The following is a 19194-nucleotide window of genomic DNA, read 5'->3' as shown; positions in this document are numbered from 1 at the left end:
TTGTTTGGAATTTTTAAAATGGACAAATGAAGGCGGCATTGCGGATATTGTGATCCAGCGGCCGCCGGCAAATGCACTATCGTCACAAGTTTTGAAGGAGCTATCATCCATCCTGGACGAAATTGAGACGGATAGGGAAATTAAAGTGCTGCTGATTCGAGGCGAAGGAAGGTTTTTTTCCGCGGGGGCGGACATTAAAGAGTTTACCACCATTACGTCCGCGGAGGATTTTTCCGGCCTTGCGCGTCTTGGACAAAATTTGTTCGACAGGATGGAAAAATTTCCGAAGCCGATTATCGCGGCCATTCATGGGGCAGCGCTCGGCGGGGGGCTTGAACTGGCTATGGCCTGCCATTTCCGCTTGGTTAGTGAAACTGCCAAACTTGGGCTTCCTGAACTTCAGCTTGGACTTATTCCCGGCTTTGCCGGTTCCCAAAGGCTTCCGAAATTTGTCGGTACGGCGCGGGCGGCGGAAATGCTGTTCACTTCCGAGCCAATCACAGGGCTGGAAGCTGTCCATTATGGGCTGGCAAACCACGCCTATCCGGAAGAAGAGCTGTTGGAACATGCCTTCACAATGGCCAAAAAGATTGCCAAAAAGAGCACTGGTTCATTAAAAGCCGCCATCGAGCTTTTGAATTATTCAAAAACAGGCGAATTTTATCAAGGCGTAGACAGGGAAGCCGAGCTGTTTGGCCAGGTCTTCATATCTGCTGACGGCCAGGAAGGCATCCAGGCGTTCATCGAAAAACGCGAACCGAACTTCAAAGGGGAATAGAACCCCAAAAACCGGGATAATCACCCGGTTTTAAGTTGGCCTTTTTGAAAGCGTTTTACTTTTGGAATCATCCAATCTATTAAGCTCGCTATTTGTTGAACTGAATTTCGGGAGGGAAAGCAGTATGAATATTTTTGTGCTGATGAAAAGGACATTTGATACGGAAGAAAAAATTTCGTTGTCCGGCGGTAAAATCAATGAAGATGGCGCGGAATTCATTATTAACCCGTATGACGAATATGCCGTCGAAGAAGCAATCCGGGTAAAGGACGCACACGGCGGAGAGGTAACGATCGTGTCAGTCGGAACCGAAGAGGCCGAAAAGCAGCTGCGGACCGCATTGGCAATGGGTGCTGATAAAGCCGTCCTAATCAATACAGAGGACGATATCGAGTACGGCGACCAATTTACGACAGCAAAAATCCTTGCCGAATTTTTAAAGGACAAAGAAGCAGACCTGATCCTTGCCGGGAACGTGGCCATTGATGGCGGCTCTGGCCAGGTTGGTCCCCGGGTTGCGGAGCTCCTCGGCATACCGTATGTAACGACGATCACCAAGCTTGAGATTGAAGGCGGGACGGCAAAGCTCGTCCGTGATATCGAAGGCGATTCGGAAGTGGTAGAAGCATCACTGCCGCTACTCGTTACCGCCCAGCAAGGACTGAACGAGCCTCGCTACCCATCGCTTCCGGGAATCATGAAAGCCAAAAAGAAGCCGCTTGATGAATTGGAACTCGATGACCTTGATCTTGAGGAAGATGACGTCGAGGCGAAAACAAAAACAATCGAAATCTTTATGCCTCCAAAGAAAGAAGCGGGAAGGGTTCTCCAGGGTGATTTGCAGGATCAAGTAAAAGAGCTGGTCCAGCTCCTTCATTCCGAAGCAAAAGTCATCTAATCGCACTTCTTTCACCCAGGCAAATAATGCAAGGAAAATAAATTTGACGACCGAAGCAAGATTGATTATGCGCAGGAGGTAGAGGATATGGCGAGAAAAGTGTTGGTTTTAGGAGAAGTCCGCGATGGTTCGCTTAGAAACGTCTCATTTGAAGCGATTGCAGCGGCGAAAACGGTTGCAGAGGGCGGAGAAGTTGTCGGCGTTTTGATTGGTGATTCTGTAAGCGCTTTAGGGAATGAGCTTTATCAATACGGAGCGGACAAAGTCATTGTAGTGGAAGACGAAAAGCTGAAAAACTATACACCGGATGGTTTTTCACAGGCGCTGACGGCGGTCCTGGAGTCCGAAAAACCGGAAGGCCTGATTTTCGGGCATACAGCGATGGGGAAAGACCTTGCGCCAAAAATAGCCGCGAAACTTGGCAGCGGCCTCATTTCCGATGCGACGGCAGTCGAGGCCGCAGGCGGAAACCTTGTTTTCACAAGGCCAATTTATTCAGGTAAGGCTTTTGAAAAGAAAATCATTACCGACGGGCTGATTTTTGCGACAATCCGCCCGAACAATATTGCCCCGCTTGAAAAAAATGACGCGGCAAATGGTACCGTGGCGGCTGTCACAGTAGAAATCAAGGATTTGCGCACGATCGTAAAAGAAGTTGTCCGGAAGGCAAGCGAGGGTGTCGACCTCTCGGAAGCCAAGGTTGTTATCGCCGGAGGCCGGGGCGTAAAAAGCGCTGATGGCTTCGAACCGCTCAAGGAACTGGCCAATGTTCTTGGCGGTGCGGTTGGGGCTTCAAGAGGCGCCTGTGACGCGGATTACTGCGACTATTCGCTCCAGATCGGCCAGACGGGCAAGGTCGTCACGCCGGATCTTTATATTGCCTGTGGCATTTCAGGGGCAATCCAGCATTTGGCCGGCATGTCGAATTCGAAAGTAATTGTCGCAATCAACAAGGATCCGGAGGCAAACATTTTTAAAATTGCTGATTACGGGATTGTCGGGGACCTGTTTGAGGTTGTTCCCCTTTTGACCGAGGAATTTAAAAAACTGAAAATCCATTCCTAGGCGTGAGTTTAAAAAGGGCGGTTCAATCCGCCCTTTTTCCTTATACAGCCAACTGTCAGGAATAGCGAAAGCGTGGCCAGGGCAGGATAAAGCTGAAACATATTATTAGCATGCCCCCCTGAATGGTGGTATACTTTCGTTAGATTTTAGTATCAATTTAGGAGGCTATTTTTATGGCAATTTCAAATGTAACAGACCAGAATTTCGCTGGTGAAATCGGCTCCGGCCTTGTTCTTGTAGATTTTTGGGCGCCTTGGTGCGGACCTTGCAAAATGATTGCTCCAGTCCTCGAGGAAGTCGATTCCGAAATGGGCGACAAAGTGAAAATCGTCAAGCTTGATGTTGACCAAAACCCAGAAACATCCGCAAAATACGGCGTAATGAGCATCCCGACTTTGCTTGTTTTCAAGGACGGGGAACAGGTTGACAAAGTTGTTGGCTATCAGCCAAAGGAAAACCTTGTAAGCCTTCTCGAAAATCATTTGTAAAATCCATCCCCTGCCCAATACGCGGCCGGGGATTTTTTTTGTCCAAAAAAAGTCTTTCCGTAGCCGCCAATTTAGTCAGTTTTGTGAATTGTCCCAGGAAACTGTTGACGATGAGAATCATTCTCTTTTATAATCGTAAATAGAAATGATAATCATTTTCAACTAAACGAAACAGCAGGAGGAAATGCGAAATGTCTTTAAAGGTAAAATTGGTAGCTTCACTGGCAGTATTATCACTTGTCCTTGGGGCTTGCGGCTCGAAGGAAGAAGGCACCACATCCACAAAATCCAATACTGAACAAAAAGAAACAAATAAAAAGGAAGAAGCGGCTGAAAAGGAAGAAGCCTCATATGGCGATAGCTTCAAAGAAGCAGTTGCGGAATTGGAAAAAGCCAAGGAAGGCAAAGAAGTCGATTACGATAAAGTCACAAAAATCTACGAAGACAATCTGAAAGAGCTTGTCCAAAAGAGAGACCAGGAGCTTGAGGACACAATGGACCAGACGATCACCACAGCACTTCAGGCCGGCAAGGACGGATCACTCGATAAAGTTGTCGTAAAGCAAATTTTTGATAAGTTGATGCAAAAAGTATTCTATACAACTATGAAACATGAATTCAAAGAAGTTGCCGAAAACTGGGGCAAGCCGGAAGCCGTAAAAGAAGAAATGGAAGAAGCAAAGGAATTTTACTCCATTATCCAATCCACTGTTGAAAAGCGTGACGCCGCTTATGGAACATCAATGAAGGATGCGATTGATGGCGGCTTTGCCGAAATGGAAAAAGCAATTGAGGCCAATGATCAACTTGGCTTCCAGCTTGGGAAACAGGTTGTCGACAAAACGATAATGAAAACATTCTACCTTGCTACAGGCGCATTCCCTAATGGCTATGCAACCAAAGCTGCGAACAAAGCGAAGGAAGATGCCGAAGCCGCAAAGGTTGAACAATCGGAAGGCTGGGCATTCTTCCAGTCTATCAAATCCTATATCGCGAAGCATTCACCAGAAGAAGCTGCATTGATCGAAAAGCAATTCGACCTACAGTCCGATGTGAAAGCAATTGACCCTGAAGCAATCAACAAAGCGTTTGTCCGCGGATTTGCAAAGGTTGCCTTGGATGAATATACTGAAAGCATTGAGAGCTGGGGTGAAGACAAGGCAGTAATTACCGGTCTTGAAGGCGCATTGTTCATTGATATCATCGGTTCCGACCTGAAAGCTTCCCTTGGAGAAGAAGGCTACAAGGCCCTTGCCGAAAAGGCCCAGGCCTATGTAGACGCAACGAAAGCAAAAGACAAAGCTGCCGGCGAAAAGCTGTTCAATGAATTGAAAGCATCTCTTCAATCCGTTATTGACAGCGCGAAATAATCTGAGTAAACAAATCCGGAAAAACCTTGTCAACCAAGCAAGGTTTTTCCTATTTTCATGCCCGGCGGCATCCATTACATAGATGAAAGAGGCGTTTGGTTAATGAAAATCCTAATTACGGGTGGTGCCGGGTTTATCGGCTCGCATCTAGTCAGGGCACTTCTGAAGGAAGGCCATGAACTAGCTGTTATCGATGAATTCCACCCCTACTACTCGCCTGAAAGGAAAAGGGAGCAGCTTGATTTTGCCAGGGAGGCTGGGAGTTTTTCCTTTTTCCAAAAAGGGTTGCTGGCCGACGAGGAAGAAGTGGGCTTAATCTTTAAAAAGTTCCGGGCAGACTGTGTCATTCATTTGGCCGCGATACCCGGGGTCCAAAAATCGCTCGCCGCCCCGCAGGAATATGTCGATTATGATATAAAAGCGACAATCAATGTGCTGAAATTTTCAGGGGAAACGAATGTGAAGCATGTCCTGTTCGCTTCCTCGTCCTCCGTTTATGGCGATCTTCCCAATATTCCCGCAACGGAAGAAATGGCCACAGGGCGGGTTGTATCTCCATACGCCGCGGCAAAATACGGCGCGGAATCCTTTTGCCATGCGTATGCATCCCTGTATGGCTTCCAGATGACCATCCTCAGGTTCTTTACCGTATTCGGCCCATGGGGTAGGCCGGATATGGCGATACCGGGATTTATTAAAAGTATGATCCGCAACGAGCCAATCACCCTCTATGGCGGAGGAACAGCGAGGGATTATACATATGTTGATGATTGTGTGAACGGGATTGTTTTGGCCGTTAAAAAAGCCAAAGGAAATGGTACATATAATCTAGGTTCCGCCAAGCCGATTTCAATTGAAAAAGTAGCCGATACCCTGGCGGGGCATTTTTCCGGGGCAAAGGTGCTTCGGGCCGGAAGGAGGCTTGGCGATGTCGATTTTACATGGGCTGATATTACAAAGGCAAAAAGGGAACTTGGGTATTCCCCGCAAATAAGCTTTGAGGAAGGCATCGCCAGGACAGTCGAATGGGCAAAGCGCCATGAAAAATAGACTCGGGAAAAAGGGGCTTCTGTACGCCGGCGGGTTATTTTTCCTGCCTGTGTTCTTATACTTGTCTGCCCGGCACTTCAGCGGAGAAGAGATTCGTGCCGGACTGGCGGGTTTTTTTCTTGAAAATCCGCTCATTATCATTAGCGTGACAATCGCGTATTTCCTGTCATTCTCCTTCAGGGCGGCAGCATGGAGGCTTTACCTAGGAAACAGGGCAAGGTTTGGCAGCTGCCTGCAGGCGATCCTTCTCAGCCTGGCAGTCAATCATCTATTTCCTGTCAAAATCGGGGACGCTTTCCGAATCGGGCTGCTTACCCAAAAGGAAAAGCATATTAAAGCTGATGAATCCGCTCATTCGGTCATTGTCCTTCGCTTGTTGGACATTTTCATCCTCTTGCTGCTTTCGGCGGCCGGCATCCTTATTTTAAAGAAGAGCTTTGTTGTTGCGATTCCCGAGTGGGCGTTTAGTGCAGGCATCATCATGGCATTTTTGTCCGCTTATGTTCTTTATCGGTTTTATCCGTCTTTCTTTACAAAGCACTTGTCGATGGTAAGGCAGGCTTTTACACCAAGAAGGTTTATCCCGATTGCCATGCTTACTATTGCCAGCTGGCTATTGGAAGGGGCAGTCGTCTTAGGGGTAGCGGCTTCGATAGGGAACCCGCTCGGGCCAATCCAGGCGGTTTGGGTCAATTCCGTTACCGTCGGTGGCCAGGTTTTCCAAATTACCCCGGGCGGAATCGCGACTTATGAATCTATTATGGCGATTGCTCTTGCAAGCTTTCAATTTCCTGCCGACAAGGCATATGTGGTTGCCCTGGTCAGCCATGGATATAAATTTGTTTTTTCATATGCGGCGGGGGTTGCGCTGTTATTTTTTACACCTTTTAAAACAATCTGGCGGCTTCGCAAAAAGGGTAGGACTGGAGGAAACGCTACATGAAACAAGCTTCTGCTTTTGAAAAATTCGCGGCGAGGTGCTGGAATCTATTAAATGAAGGCAAACCGTTCACGCCTATTTTCACGGTCGGCACAATGCTGATTTACAGCCTTCCACGCCTTGGGCAGGATGGGTATTTGGCGGATTTGCTGGTTGGCTTTTTGGCCGTCATTCCGCTTCTCGCTCTTTATTTTATTTATGATTTTCCTTTATTTATGAGGAACTATCTCTGGATTCCGCTCGTTGGATTCCTGCTGTACTGGCACCATGTAAATTATCCGCTTATCTTCCTTTCGATCGGGCTATATTTCTTTTTCACGGTCTTTTTCTGGGGAACGCTTTATTATCACCTTCGAATCGGCACGGACTGGCTGAATTTTACCCGTTTCTGGAAACTCGTGCTGAAAAACAGCGACTCCACGAGCGGGAATGCACAGGAACAGCTGCCAAAATTCCTGCTCATTCTACTCGTTTGGGACTATGCGGCCGGCCTGCCCGCACGTGGGTTTGCCGAAATGGGGCCCCTTGTTCTGTTTTACGCGGGAATCCTTGTTTTCGCCTTCATTTTGCATAAGTATTTATTTGACTGGAAACCAGCACCGTATTCCGCCTACACAAGGGATATTGAAGCGCCGGTGTCCGGTGCGGTGAATAGCCGGGTCATCGTCTTTGTCATCGATGGGATGCGCAAGGAGCGGTTTGAGCAGGCGAATACGCCATTCCTTGATAATTTGCGCAAAAATGGCACAGACTACAGCCTGATGGAAACGGTCTATCCGGCAAGGACTGTCGTCTGTTTTTCATCAATGTTTACCGGTACATATCCGTTTGAACATGGGATTACTTCGAATATGGTTTGGAAGCTTGGCCTTAAAGTGGAGAGCATTTTCGATTCACTTAGGAAAGTGGGTAAAAAGGGATCGCTATTGGGCATTGCCCATCTTGTCGATTCTTTCGGTGAAAGGGATGTCGACACGGTGACCGCAGTTATGCATAAGGACAAGGCAGACAGGAATATAATCGAGCGGGCGAAAATGATCATGGATGAAAAAGATCCGGATCTCCAAATTATCCAGCTGATCGGCACGGACCAGATTGGGCACAGCCGCGGCGTCCTGTACGATGAGTACATTGAAAAAATTGAAGAGGCCGATGCGCTCGCTGAGGAATATTACAATTGGCTCAAAGAAAAAGGGAAGCTTGAAAATGCAACCTTCATTGTCTGCGCCGACCATGGCCAGGCTGACGGAATCGGGGGGCACGGCCATCTCGATGAGGGGGAAAGATATGTGCCCTTCTTTATGCACGGCCCGGCCATTGAGCAGGGGAAACGGATTGATGAAAAACGGAGCCTTGTTTCACTTGCCCCGACGATCGCCTATCTCCTTGGCGCCCCGTTCCCATCGCATAGCCGCGGACCGATTTTGACGGAGGCAATTAGAAGGGATGCAGTGAAATGACAAGGAAAATTGTTGTGTTTTTGCCAGCCCATAATGAAGAAGAATCAATACCTCACGTGATCAGGAAAATTCCCCGCCACTTCAATTCGGCCGTTGAAGTGGAAGTGCTCGTCATTGACGACGGCTCAACCGACAATACGGTTTCCGTTGCGAAAAAAGCGGGTGCCGACCATGTGTTTTCTTTTAAAAAAAATCAGGGCCTTGGGGCGGCTGTCCGGAAGGGCCTCCAGCTTTGCGTGGAGCTTGGCGCCGATATCGGGGTTATGATTGATGCAGACAACGAATACCCGGCCGACCAGATTCCCGACCTCGTGGAACCGATTCTATTGGGTAATTCCGATTATGTAATGGGTTCACGTTTCCTCGGGACGATTAAGGGGATGCGCTGGAACAGAAGGATCGGCAACTATTGCTTCACCATGCTCCAGTCCATCCTGCTCGGGCGGTGGATTTATGATGGGCAATCCGGAATGAGGGCTTTTTCGAGGCTTGCGATGGAGCATGCCGAAATTGAGCATGATTACAATTACGCCCAGGTTATTACGTTGAATTTGCTGAGGAAGGGCTTCCGGATGAAGGAAATCCCAATCCGTTACCAGGTAAGGGAAACGGGCGAATCATTCATTAAATTCAAGGCGTATATGACATCCGTCCTGCCGGCGATTGTCCGTGAAATGAGGAAGCCGGTAGTAAAAGTAGACAGGATTCCGGAGCAAAAGAGGACGGAAGATGGCATGCATGTGACTGGAAATATGAAAATTAAATGACAACCTTTTAAGTTGGATTGACAATGAAGTTGATAATCATTATCATTGTCATTGGGAGGGACAGATTAGATGAAAAGATTTTCTTTTTTTTGCCTCGTATTGATTTTCATTCTCACTGGAATTCCGGCAAACGGAGTCCAAGCTTATTCGTATGGCGACCCGAACGAGGAGAAGGTAGCCGAAGTTTATAAACAAATGGTTGTGAAATTAAACCAGAACCCTCCGAATTATAAAGATGCCCTTGCGTTGTTCGCTACTGTGAGGGAAGAAATTGATATGCATATGGGCCCTGAGCCTGGCAGCATTATTCAGGAGAACCTTGATAAGAAAGAAAAGATCCAGGCGATTGAAAATATGGAAAAACTGCTTGTTTTGAATATTGCAAGGCGGCTGGAGAGCATCGAAAAGAACTTTGAACAATTTGATACTAGCAAAAAGCTGCTTGCCAAGGGTTTTGCGACCTACGATGCAATTTCGCCAAAAGTAGAGGCAAAGGACCCGGCGACAGATAAAAAGATACGCGATGATTTCAATGTTGCGCTTGAATCGCTTGGAAACCCCGGACTTTTTGGGGTAGGCAAGAAAGAACCCAACCTTGATGAATTTATTAAAAGGAAAGACGATATCCTTTCAGCACTCAAGGAGCAATTCGAAATCAAGAACCTTGAGGTGGGGCATTTTTCCGAAAGCGCAAGTGAAGTTGAATCGAATAGCGGGAAAAAGGATTGGACCGATGTTTCAAACCTGAGAAACTGGATTCCGCTCATCCTGATTGCCGCTGTGATTGTTGGAGTAGTCATTTATACAGCCAGAAAAAGAAAAAAATAAACCGCGCCGGTTGGGCGGAGTAATGGACGGCAGGAGGAGAAGCAGCTGTGGAAATACAAGCATTATTGATCACCTTCCGTGAAGTGTTGGAAGCCTTGTTGATTGTAGGGATTATTACCACGTACCTGAAGAGGGTGAACCAGAAGCAGTATACGAAATATGTATGGCTGGGAGCGGGGCTTGCCGTTGTGGCGAGTATCGGAGTCGCGATCCTTTTCCAGGTCGTGTTCACCGGCTTTGCGGCAATGGGCAGTGAAATTTACCTGAAAATCGGGATCATGGTCGTTTCCACAATCCTGTTAACCCAGATGGTCTTCTGGATGGCCGCCCACAGCAAGGATATAAAGGGCAATATGGAAGGAAAGATGAACAAGTTCATTTCGACCGGAAATATCATCGGAATGGTTATCCATTCATTCCTCGTTGTCCTTAGGGAAGGGATTGAAACAGTCTTCTTCTTCGCCGCGATTACTGGCGGGAATATCGGAGCCGCGATGCAGGGCTGGGGGGCAATCTCAGGTGCATTGATTGCAGCCGTTGTCTGCTACTTCTTCTTCCGCGGAACAATGCGAGTGCCGCTCAAGACATTCTTCAAGGTTACGGGCGCGTTCATTATCCTGATTTCAGCCGGCTTGCTCGTCCAGGCTATCTCAATGATGCAGGATATTAACCTGATCGGCAGCGTTATGCCGCATGTGTACGATATCACCTGGTTCATGCCGGAGCATCCGATCGACTACATGCATTTTGTCCGCGATACTGGAACAACGCCGCTCATTTCGGGTGATGTTGGCATCTTCCTGAAAGCCCTGTTCGGCTACTCTTCAATGCCTTCAATCGAGGAAGTGCTCGCCTACATCGGCTATTTCGTGGCGATCTATCTGCTCACTTCTTCTGGGGAAAAGAAAGCCCCCGCCAAAGAAAGGCATTTCAAGGCTGCTAACCCAACTGAAGCACAAGCGAAATAATGATGTTTAGTTTAAAAGTACAAGGCGGCTGCCTTGTACTTTTTGGCATTCTGATGTCCCCGTTTTGTGGTAATCTATTTGATATTCTGATCTACAGGCTATGCGGAGGTTTTTGAAAAAATGGGGCGATTGAGTATGAAGATGCTCATGGTTTGGACATCAAAGTGAATTTTCAAAGGGTACGTGTCCAAAGTTGTCTAATGTTTGGACAGCCAAGTGAATTTTCGAATGGCGCGTGTCCAAAGAAGCCCGATGTTTGGACAGCAAATAGGGTTTCCACAACTTCAGTGTCCAAATGAAGCTGGGATTCATTCATGTTACACAACCACATCCCAAAGCTTTCCGTCCAAAGAAGCCTCGTGTTCTTGACAGGTTCCCGGTAAGCCAACCCAATCAAGTCCAAGGTTTCCGCAAGTTTAATAGGCAGCCCATTTATTTCAGTAAAGATGGTGATGTTTTGAAAAATTCCCGTTCGCTCGCGGAGAATGCCCTTAAGCTGTATTCTCTTCTGGCAATTCTCGTTACGGCATTTGCACTTTTCTTCTATATGAATCCATATATCTCGTCTTTTGACGCGGCTGATTTTGCACTGGCCATTAACAGGTTTGACTTGTTGGCCATGCAGCCACATTTCCCGGGGTATCCTTATTTCATTCTTGGTGGAAAACTTTTCGCATCTCTAACAGATAACCCGGCGAAGGCGCTGTCGCTGTTCAATACTCTTTTTTACATCACGGCCCTGTATCCCGTCTACAGGCTGTTCAAGTCGCTCGGAACGGGAACATACACCATCCTCGCAACCGCGGTTTTGTTCACTTCCAGCTTTCTGCTTGTTTCTGTAAGCCAGCCGATGTCCGAAGGCGCGGCGCTTGCCGCATTGTGGTGGTTTCTTTGGAGCCTGCAAGCCGCTTTTTTAAAACCAGCAAAAAAAACCATCATCACGAGTTTATTCTGGCTTGGAATTCTGCTCGGAATCAGGCTTTCCTATCTTCCTTTTGCGCTGGGATTACTCCTATTGTTCTGGCGGGAATGGCGTTCCGGCGCTCTAAAGGCCGGTGCGCTTATCCGGTACGGAGCCATCGCGATACTCTTCCAGCTTATCTGGGTTGCGGGGCTGATTGCCACGGAGGGAAGCGTAACGGGATTTTTAAAACTTGCGCTTTCGTTTACAGGAGGGCATTTTGAGGAATGGGGAGGAACCGCTGCCAGTTCAGCGGCACCCATGTGGGAAAGATTTTATACCCTCACTGCAAGAAATATTTTTTGGACAGGTCTTTCCGCACATTCACTAATCATTGCCATTCTGCTTGGAATACTCACGGTAATTTCCTTGTGTAGGTTAGTGAGGGGAAACAAGGTCACCACCCAATTCACAATAACTCTTACCTGGCTGTTTTCCGCCTACTTCCTTTGGGCCCTATTTGCCCAAAATATTGAGAAAGCGAGGCATGCGCTGCCTCTTTCAGGGATACTTATCATCCTTTTGATGGCGGTTCTTTTTAAGAAAAGGCCAAGAAACGTGGTTATTCTGCTTTGCMCCTCGCTTATCGCCGTCCAAGCCATAACGGGAATAAAGCTACTGCGGGAACAGGCGGCACAACCGCCGGCGGTTTACCAGCTTGCAGACCATGTGGAAAGCAAGGGGGGAAAGGTAATTGTGTACACATGGGAGGAATCGCGTGTATTAGAGTATCTCCATGTTCCATTTTCCCATAAGAAAATATTCACGTTTGATGTATTTTTGTACGATTCGGGGTTATATGAAGATTATACGATCCTGCTGACGGGAAAAGTGGTCGAGGGCTTCATTGAGCAGGGGGTGGACATCCGTGGTAAAATTGAAAAAGTGGGGGAGTTCCATTCAAACCCGCTATTCGAGCCGGTTTACAGTGATATCACTTTATATAGATGGAAAAAGCAATGAGAGGGGGTGGCCGGCAAAATGAATGAAATAATCAAGCAGAAACTAGCCTTGCTGCCGGACCAGCCTGGATGCTATTTAATGAAGGATCGGCAAGGGACAATCATTTATGTTGGAAAGGCAAAGGTGCTGAAAAACAGGGTCCGTTCCTATTTCTCCGGTTCGCATGATGCAAAGACGCAGCGGCTGGTCGGAGAAATCGAGGACTTTGAATACATTGTCACCTCTTCAAATATAGAAGCGCTCATCCTTGAACTGAATTTAATCAAGAAACATGATCCAAAATACAATATCATGCTCAAGGATGACAAGACGTACCCTTTCATAAAGCTGACAGCCGAGCGGCACCCGAAACTGATCATTACGAGGAAAGTGAAGCGCGACAAAGGGAAATATTTCGGGCCCTACCCAAACGTCCAGGCGGCAAATGAAACGAAAAAGCTGCTCGACAGGATTTACCCGCTCAGGAAATGCGCGACGCTACCCGACCGTGTCTGCCTTTATTACCACCTCGGGCAGTGCCTGGCACCTTGCGTAAAACAGGTGCCCGAGTCGGAGTACAAACGGATGACCGATGAGATTACAAGATTTCTTAACGGCGGATACAAGGAAATCAAAAAAGAGCTTACCGAGAAAATGATCGAGGCCGCCGAGCAGCTAGATTTCGAGCGGGCCAAGGAGTTCCGCGACAAGATTGCGCATATTGAAGCGACAATGGAAAAACAGAAAATGACGACGACCGATTTTACCGACCGTGACGTTTTTGGGTATGCCGTCGACAAAGGCTGGATGTGTGTCCAGGTCTTTTTTGTACGCCAGGGAAAGCTCATTGAGCGTGATGTGTCGCTATTCCCGGTTTACGGCGAACCGGAGGAGGAGATGCTGACGTTCCTTGGCCAGTTTTACTCGAAGGCAAACCATATCAAGCCACGGGAAGTCCTCATCCAGGATAGCGTTGACTGCCAGATGGCGGAGCAGCTCTTAGAGGTAAAAGTCCTTCAGCCGCAGCGTGGACCAAAAAAGGATCTCGTCAAGCTGGCTGTGAAAAATGCGCAAATCGCCCTGAACGAGAAGTTTTCACTCATTGAACGGGATGAGAACAGGACCATCAAGGCAGTCGATAATCTTGGCGCGCTGCTTGGCATCCATACTCCGAACCGGATTGAGGCGTTCGACAACTCGAACATCCAGGGAACCGACCCGGTATCGGCGATGGTCGTGTTTATGGACGGAAAGCCGTATAAAAAGGAATACCGCAAATACAAGATTAAATCGGTTAAAGGCCCGGATGATTATGAATCGATGAGGGAAGTGGCGCGGAGAAGATACTCACGCGCATTAAAGGAAGGCCTTCCACTACCGGATATGGTTATCATCGATGGCGGGAAGGGGCATGTCGAGGCAGTAAGAGACGTCCTTGAAAATGAACTTGGGCTTGATATTCCGCTCGCCGGCCTCGTAAAGGATGAAAAGCACAAAACATCCCAGCTCCTTTACGGCAATCCGCTGGAAATAGTCCCGCTGCCGCGTAACAGCCAGGAATTTTACCTGCTTCAGCGAATCCAGGATGAAGTCCACAGGTTTGCAATTACCTTCCACAGGCAACTTCGCGGAAAGAGTGCGTTCCAATCGATTTTGGACTCGATTCCGGGAATTGGCGAAAAGCGAAAGAAGCTCCTTCTTAAAAATTTTGGATCGGTAAAAAAAATGAAGGAAGCCACACCGGAGGAAATCACCCGTATCGGCATCCCGCAGCCAATTGCCGAGGAACTTTTGAAAAAATTGAACTCTTAAGGATTGCCGAACAAAAAACAGCTGTGCTATAATGATGGTTAATTTCATATACTATCACTTTGAATTCTAAAGTGAAGGTAGAGGCGCGGGCTTCAAGAGTAAAAATCCGGAGAAGAATGGATTCTGTGAGGGATTTTGAAAGGGGAGACCGCCGAAGCGGCGAATGGATCCATTCCGGATGCTTGCTGGTCCTGCATTGAATAAGTGCAGGATTGTCAGGGTTTACTAATCCTGGAGGGCTATCTCACATAGATGCGTAGAACATTCACGTATCCGGGCAATGAGATAACTCTCATTGCCCTTTTTATTTGTGCAGATACCTTACTTAAAAAAGAAAACGAGCAAAGGAAAGTAGGGGAAACAGTGGCTATTATTGTACAGAAGTTCGGCGGTACCTCTGTTGGGACGCCGGAACGGATCATGAACGTAGCAAGGCGTGTAATCGAAGAATGTGAAAAAGGCAACCGTGTAACGGTCGTCGTCTCGGCGATGGGAAAAACAACGGATGAACTCGTGGGGCTGGCAAAACAAATTACCTCATCTCCTTCAAAACGTGAAATGGACATGCTCCTAACAACAGGAGAACAGGTAACCATCTCGCTCCTGGCAATGGCACTGAACGCACTTGGCCAGGAGGCCATATCGTTTACAGGCTGGCAGGCGGGGATTAAGACTGAAGATGTTCACGGCAACGCGCGTATCATGGACATTGACCCGCAACGGGTGCTCACAGTTCTTGAGGAAGGAAAAGTGGCGATCGTCGCTGGATTCCAGGGAATTAGCGGCCAGGGGGAAATCACGACACTTGGGCGCGGCGGTTCGGATACGACAGCCGTTGCCCTCGCCGCAGCCCTTAAAGCAAGCCGCTGCGAAATTTATACGGATGTTACCGGGGTATTTACGACAGACCCGAGGATTGTGAAAAGCGCGAGGAAGCTGCTCTCGATCTCTTATGATGAGATGCTTGAACTTGCCAATCTTGGCGCGGGCGTCCTGCATCCAAGGGCGGTCGAATTTGCGAAGAATTACGGCATCCCGCTTGTTGTGCGGTCCAGCATGGTAAAAGAAGAAGGGACAATGATCGAGGAGGAAGTATCCATGGAAGAAAATTTAATTGTTCGCGGCGTCGCGTTTGAAGATCAAATTACACGGGTTTCGGTGATGGGCCTGGCTGAATCTCTTAATGGCCTGCCAGCTATCTTTGCTTCACTTGCCAAGAATGGCATTAACGTAGATATCATCATTCAAAATATTACCGGTGACGGAACGGCAAACCTTTCCTTCTCCATCAAAACGGAAGATCTTGAGAAAACGATTGAAGTTCTTGAAGCGAGCCGGAAAGCTTTAGGCTATGGGAAAATTGAAACGGAAACAGGCCTCTCGAAGGTTTCCATTGTCGGCTCGGGTATGGTATCGAATCCGGGTGTCGCGGCTCAAATGTTCGGTGTCCTGGCGGATAAAGGCATCCAGATAAAAATGGTCAGCACATCGGAAATAAAAGTTTCCGCTGTCGTAGAAGATACATTCATGGTTCCAGCGGTTGAAGCGCTCCATGACGCGTTTGCCCTTTCAGGCAGCGGAATCCATGCGTAGAAATCAATGGGAAAAAGCCCCCTATCATTTGTGAAGGGGGCTTTTCTTATGCTTCTACGGGGTCCTTGCTATCCCACTTGACCGTGAAAACAGCGGTTCTATCATTTTTGACCGGATGTTCAAAGGCTTCGGCTGTTACGCCTTTTTGCATTTCAATCTGCTGTGCGAGGAATCCGGCTTCCAGCTGAAAATACGACTCGGCCTTGGAGGGAACCCGGGAAGGAAGCAGGACGGCGTCCAATTCGAATTCCATTTCATTTTTTGTTTCTTTTCGGATGTTCAAATTGCCCCATGATGCCCGGACAAAAAATGTTTTAACCTCATCAATTGTCTTTAACGGATATTTCCTGGCTAGCAGTTTTCCTGCCCAATAAAGGAGTTCCGGGGTGTGATTGCCAAGAAGTTCAGGCAAAAGGATTTCCCTGATCAATTCATAGCCAAATTTGGTTACAGTTTCGGTCGATTGCAAATCAGAAGTGGTATGTTCTTTCAAAAGACTCCCTCTCTTTCTACCATTCTATTATATACATTTTTTCTGCTTGTAAGCGTAAAAATTATAAACAATCCGATTTGAATTGCTTTTTTTCGGACGTCCAATCTGTTTCTTTTTTGACAAAAATAGACGTGCTGCAGCGATTTTTTCCACTATACGATAATATTATATCAGTATATTTCTAACATTTCGCAAATAGAAGAAATAATGTATGCGTTTCCTTGACGCTATCTTCCAGTGGGAGTAAAATGAACATGTCACAAGAATGTAACCAAAGGTTCATAACTTTTTCACAATGATGATAGGTTTATATTCTCAGAGGGGAGCCTTCATCGCACTAACTTAGGGGGTATGATTATGGCGGGTAACAGAGAGTTTTTTAACCGCAGGCTTCATTCACTGCTGGGCGTCATCCCGGTCGGGGTTTTCCTTACCCAGCACCTGTTTGTGAACTATTCAGCAACAGGAGGGCCGGAATCATTCAACAGGGTAGCGGATTTTATGGGGAATCTTCCATTCCGTCTTGTCCTTGAAACAGTCATTATTTATCTTCCTTTGCTTTACCATGCAATTTACGGGCTTTATATCGCTTTTACTGCTGACAATAATCCGGGCAGGTACGGATATTTCCGGAACTGGATGTTTACCCTGCAGCGTATTTCAGGGGTGATCACCCTTATTTTTGTCAGCTGGCACGTTTGGGAAACAAGGGTTGCCGCTGCGTTTGGAGCGACTGTAAATTATAACATGATGGCAGACATTTTAAGCTCTCCTTTCATGGTTGCTTTTTACTTCATAGGGGTTATTTCTACTATTTTTCATTTTGCGAACGGGCTTTGGTCATTCTTTGTCAGCTGGGGTGTCACAGTGACACCACGCTCACAAAGGATTTCTACCTATTTTACGATAGGCCTCTTCTTTGCCCTTTCCTTTGTCGGGATTCGCGCCTTGCTAGCGTTTATGTAATCTGACGGGCCTGATAGATTTGGAATTAATTAGGGAGTGACTTTAGAATGGCAAAAGGAAAGATCATTGTTGTCGGAGGCGGGCTAGCCGGATTGATGGCAACCATCAAGGCAGCTGAAGCCGGAGCACAGGTTGAACTATTTTCACTTGTACCGGTAAAGCGGTCCCATTCCGTATGTGCACAGGGCGGCATTAATGGCGCCGTCAATACAAAAGGTGAAGGCGACTCCCCATGGGAGCACTTTGACGATACAGTCTACGGTGGCGACTTCCTCGCCAACCAGCCTCCTGTCAAGGCAATGTGTGAGGCGGCGCCTGGTATTATCCATTTGTTCGACCGGATGGGCGTTATGTTCAACAGGACGCCGGAAGGCCTTCTGGATTTCCGCCGCTTTGGCGGAACGCAGCACCACCGTACGGCATTTGCAGGAGCCACTACCGGGCAGCAGCTGCTTTATGCGCTGGACGAACAGGTCCGCCGCTTTGAAGTGTCAGGCCTTGTAACAAAGTATGAAGGCTGGGAGTTCCTCGGAGCCATTGTTGATGAAGAAGGGACTTGCCGAGGTATTACGGCGCAGAACCTGACGTCCATGGAAATCAAAGCGTTTCCGGGCGATGCCGTCATCATGGCGACAGGCGGGCCTGGAATTATTTTTGGAAAATCAACAAACTCAATCATCAATACCGGAGCAGCCGCAGCCATTGTGTACCAGCAAGGTGCCTACTATGCGAACGGCGAGTTCATCCAGATTCACCCAACAGCAATTCCCGGCGATGACAAGCTTCGCCTGATGAGTGAATCCGCGCGCGGTGAAGGCGGCCGTATCTGGACATACAAGGACGGAAAGCCTTGGTACTTCCTTGAAGAAAAGTATCCGGCATACGGAAACCTTGTTCCAAGGGATATCGCGACGCGTGAAATTTTTGATGTGTGCGTTAACCAAAAGCTCGGCATTAATGGAGAAAACATGGTCTACCTGGACCTATCCCATAAAGACCCGCACGAACTTGACATCAAGCTTGGCGGTATCATTGAAATTTACGAGAAGTTCATGGGCGACGACCCTCGCAAGGTCCCTATGAAAATCTTCCCGGCGGTCCACTATTCGATGGGCGGCCTGTGGGTTGATTATGACCAAATGACGAACATTCCAGGCCTGTTCGCTGCGGGGGAATGTGATTATTCCCAGCACGGTGCGAACCGCCTTGGCGCCAATTCGCTCCTTTCAGCGGTTTTCGGCGGTATGGTTGCCGGACCGAATGCGGTACGCTACATCAACGGTCTTGAAAGAAGCGCGGACGCGGTTGAGAGCTCTGTTTTTGACAGCCATGTCCGTGAAGAAGAAGCGAAGTGGAACCATATCATGTCGCTTAACGGTACGGAAAACGCTTATGTCCTTCATAAGGAGCTCGGCGAGTGGATGACGGACAACGTGACGGTTGTACGCCATAATGATAAGCTGCGCCAGACGGATGAAAAGATTCAGGAACTTCTCGAAAGATATGAAAATATTGATATTAACGATACTGCAAAATGGAGCAATCAGGGAGCGGTGTTTMCCCGCCAGCTTCAAAATATGCTCCAATTGGCGCGTGTTATCACGATTGGTGCATTGAACCGTGACGAGAGCAGGGGAGCCCATTATAAGCCGGATTTCCCTGAACGTGACGATGAAAACTTCCTGAAAACGACAATGGCCAAATTTGTCGGCCCGAAATCGGCTCCGGATTTCCATTATGAAGATGTCGATACTTCATTAATCCAGCCGCGCAAGCGCGATTACTCGAAAAAGAAAGGGGAGTAGAAACGGATGA

At 47.8% G+C, this 19194-nt stretch carries 17 protein-coding genes and 1 riboswitch; of the genes, 16 read left to right on the top strand and 1 reads right to left on the bottom strand.

The window, feature by feature from the left end:
* Positions 1-4 precede the first annotated feature (4 nt).
* From ADU24_RS14650 to ADU24_RS14585, 14 genes are all read left to right on the top strand, one after another.
* Positions 5-778 carry an enoyl-CoA hydratase gene (locus tag ADU24_RS14650; RefSeq protein WP_053367331.1) on the top strand — a complete coding sequence of 258 codons (774 nt, stop codon included), beginning with the start codon at positions 5-7 and terminating at the stop codon, positions 776-778.
* Between the two features lie 124 nt (positions 779-902).
* Complete coding sequence (locus ADU24_RS14645) at positions 903-1676, top strand: electron transfer flavoprotein subunit beta/FixA family protein (RefSeq protein ID WP_053367330.1); 774 nt, start codon at positions 903-905, stop codon at positions 1674-1676.
* A gap of 87 nt (positions 1677-1763) precedes the next feature.
* Positions 1764-2741, top strand: a complete 978-nt coding sequence (locus tag ADU24_RS14640; RefSeq protein WP_053367329.1) for an electron transfer flavoprotein subunit alpha/FixB family protein — start codon at positions 1764-1766, stop codon at positions 2739-2741.
* Positions 2742-2914: 173 nt separating this feature from the next.
* On the top strand, positions 2915-3229 hold the full coding sequence (gene trxA / locus ADU24_RS14635; protein WP_053367328.1) for a thioredoxin: 315 nt from the start codon (positions 2915-2917) through the stop codon (positions 3227-3229).
* A 191-nt stretch (positions 3230-3420) separates the two neighbouring features.
* Positions 3421-4599, top strand: coding sequence for a hypothetical protein (locus ADU24_RS14630; RefSeq protein WP_053367327.1), 1179 nt, complete (start codon positions 3421-3423; stop codon positions 4597-4599).
* Between the two features lie 102 nt (positions 4600-4701).
* On the top strand, positions 4702-5649 hold the full coding sequence (locus ADU24_RS14625) for an SDR family NAD(P)-dependent oxidoreductase (RefSeq protein ID WP_053367326.1): 948 nt from the start codon (positions 4702-4704) through the stop codon (positions 5647-5649).
* Positions 5639-6592 carry a lysylphosphatidylglycerol synthase transmembrane domain-containing protein gene (locus ADU24_RS14620; RefSeq protein WP_053367325.1) on the top strand — a complete coding sequence of 318 codons (954 nt, stop codon included), beginning with the start codon at positions 5639-5641 and terminating at the stop codon, positions 6590-6592. The genes ADU24_RS14625 and ADU24_RS14620 overlap by 11 nt, the downstream gene beginning before the upstream one ends.
* Positions 6589-8049, top strand: a complete 1461-nt coding sequence (locus tag ADU24_RS14615) for an alkaline phosphatase family protein (protein ID WP_053367324.1) — start codon at positions 6589-6591, stop codon at positions 8047-8049. The genes ADU24_RS14620 and ADU24_RS14615 overlap by 4 nt, the downstream gene beginning before the upstream one ends.
* Complete coding sequence (locus ADU24_RS14610) at positions 8046-8816, top strand: glycosyltransferase family 2 protein (protein ID WP_053367323.1); 771 nt, start codon at positions 8046-8048, stop codon at positions 8814-8816. Before ADU24_RS14615 ends, ADU24_RS14610 begins: the two co-directional genes overlap by 4 nt.
* A 69-nt stretch (positions 8817-8885) precedes the next feature.
* Positions 8886-9644, top strand: coding sequence for a hypothetical protein (locus tag ADU24_RS14605; RefSeq protein WP_053367322.1), 759 nt, complete (start codon positions 8886-8888; stop codon positions 9642-9644).
* Positions 9645-9691: 47 nt separating this feature from the next.
* Complete coding sequence (locus ADU24_RS14600) at positions 9692-10612, top strand: FTR1 family iron permease (RefSeq protein ID WP_053367321.1); 921 nt, start codon at positions 9692-9694, stop codon at positions 10610-10612.
* Between the two features lie 457 nt (positions 10613-11069).
* Positions 11070-12536: a hypothetical protein gene (locus tag ADU24_RS14595; RefSeq protein WP_082306927.1), complete on the top strand. Its 1467-nt coding sequence runs from the start codon at positions 11070-11072 to the stop codon at positions 12534-12536.
* Positions 12537-12554: 18 nt separating this feature from the next.
* Entirely contained in the window at positions 12555-14327 is a 1773-nt protein-coding gene (gene uvrC, locus ADU24_RS14590; protein WP_053367320.1) for an excinuclease ABC subunit UvrC, read from the top strand.
* A 70-nt stretch (positions 14328-14397) separates the two neighbouring features.
* Positions 14398-14577: riboswitch (Lysine riboswitch) on the top strand.
* A 113-nt stretch (positions 14578-14690) separates the two neighbouring features.
* Positions 14691-15920: an aspartate kinase gene (locus tag ADU24_RS14585; protein ID WP_053368949.1), complete on the top strand. Its 1230-nt coding sequence runs from the start codon at positions 14691-14693 to the stop codon at positions 15918-15920.
* A gap of 46 nt (positions 15921-15966) precedes the next feature.
* Here the strand turns inward: ADU24_RS14585 and ADU24_RS14580 are convergent, their stop codons facing one another.
* Positions 15967-16413, bottom strand: a complete 447-nt coding sequence (locus ADU24_RS14580) for a YslB family protein (RefSeq protein WP_053367319.1) — start codon at positions 16411-16413, stop codon at positions 15967-15969.
* 357 nt (positions 16414-16770) lie between these two features.
* Here ADU24_RS14580 and ADU24_RS14575 point away from each other — a divergent pair, with 357 nt between their 5' ends.
* The gene (locus tag ADU24_RS14575; protein WP_053367318.1) at positions 16771-17379 is read left to right on the top strand and encodes a succinate dehydrogenase cytochrome b558 subunit; all 609 of its coding nucleotides are present in this window, start codon (positions 16771-16773) and stop codon (positions 17377-17379) included.
* A gap of 47 nt (positions 17380-17426) precedes the next feature.
* Positions 17427-19184 (top strand): succinate dehydrogenase flavoprotein subunit, encoded by a 1758-nt coding sequence (gene sdhA, locus ADU24_RS14570; RefSeq protein ID WP_053367317.1) that lies wholly within the window; start codon positions 17427-17429, stop codon positions 19182-19184.
* Positions 19185-19194 lie beyond the last annotated feature (10 nt).

The organism is Bacillus sp. FJAT-27245 (assembly GCF_001273955.1).
In the GTDB taxonomy this organism is placed as follows: Bacteria; Bacillota; Bacilli; order Bacillales; family Cytobacillaceae; genus Bacillus_D.
The sequence above is the reverse complement of the archived record's forward strand: the minus strand, read 5'-3'. Positions and strand labels throughout refer to the sequence as shown.

Excerpts from the sequence above, each read along its gene's own strand:
- trxA (WP_053367328.1), top strand. The coding sequence starts at position 2,915 with ATGGCAATTTCAAATGTAACAGACCAGAATTTCGCTGGTGAAATCGGC.
- ADU24_RS14615 (WP_053367324.1), top strand. The coding sequence starts at position 6,589 with ATGAAACAAGCTTCTGCTTTTGAAAAATTCGCGGCGAGGTGCTGGAAT.
- ADU24_RS14630 (WP_053367327.1), top strand. The coding sequence starts at position 3,421 with ATGTCTTTAAAGGTAAAATTGGTAGCTTCACTGGCAGTATTATCACTT.
- ADU24_RS14605 (WP_053367322.1), top strand. The coding sequence starts at position 8,886 with ATGAAAAGATTTTCTTTTTTTTGCCTCGTATTGATTTTCATTCTCACT.
- ADU24_RS14625 (WP_053367326.1), top strand. The coding sequence starts at position 4,702 with ATGAAAATCCTAATTACGGGTGGTGCCGGGTTTATCGGCTCGCATCTA.
- ADU24_RS14575 (WP_053367318.1), top strand. The coding sequence starts at position 16,771 with ATGGCGGGTAACAGAGAGTTTTTTAACCGCAGGCTTCATTCACTGCTG.
- uvrC (WP_053367320.1), top strand. The coding sequence starts at position 12,555 with ATGAATGAAATAATCAAGCAGAAACTAGCCTTGCTGCCGGACCAGCCT.
- ADU24_RS14620 (WP_053367325.1), top strand. The coding sequence starts at position 5,639 with ATGAAAAATAGACTCGGGAAAAAGGGGCTTCTGTACGCCGGCGGGTTA.
- ADU24_RS14645 (WP_053367330.1), top strand. The coding sequence starts at position 903 with ATGAATATTTTTGTGCTGATGAAAAGGACATTTGATACGGAAGAAAAA.
- ADU24_RS14610 (WP_053367323.1), top strand. The coding sequence starts at position 8,046 with ATGACAAGGAAAATTGTTGTGTTTTTGCCAGCCCATAATGAAGAAGAA.
- ADU24_RS14640 (WP_053367329.1), top strand. The coding sequence starts at position 1,764 with ATGGCGAGAAAAGTGTTGGTTTTAGGAGAAGTCCGCGATGGTTCGCTT.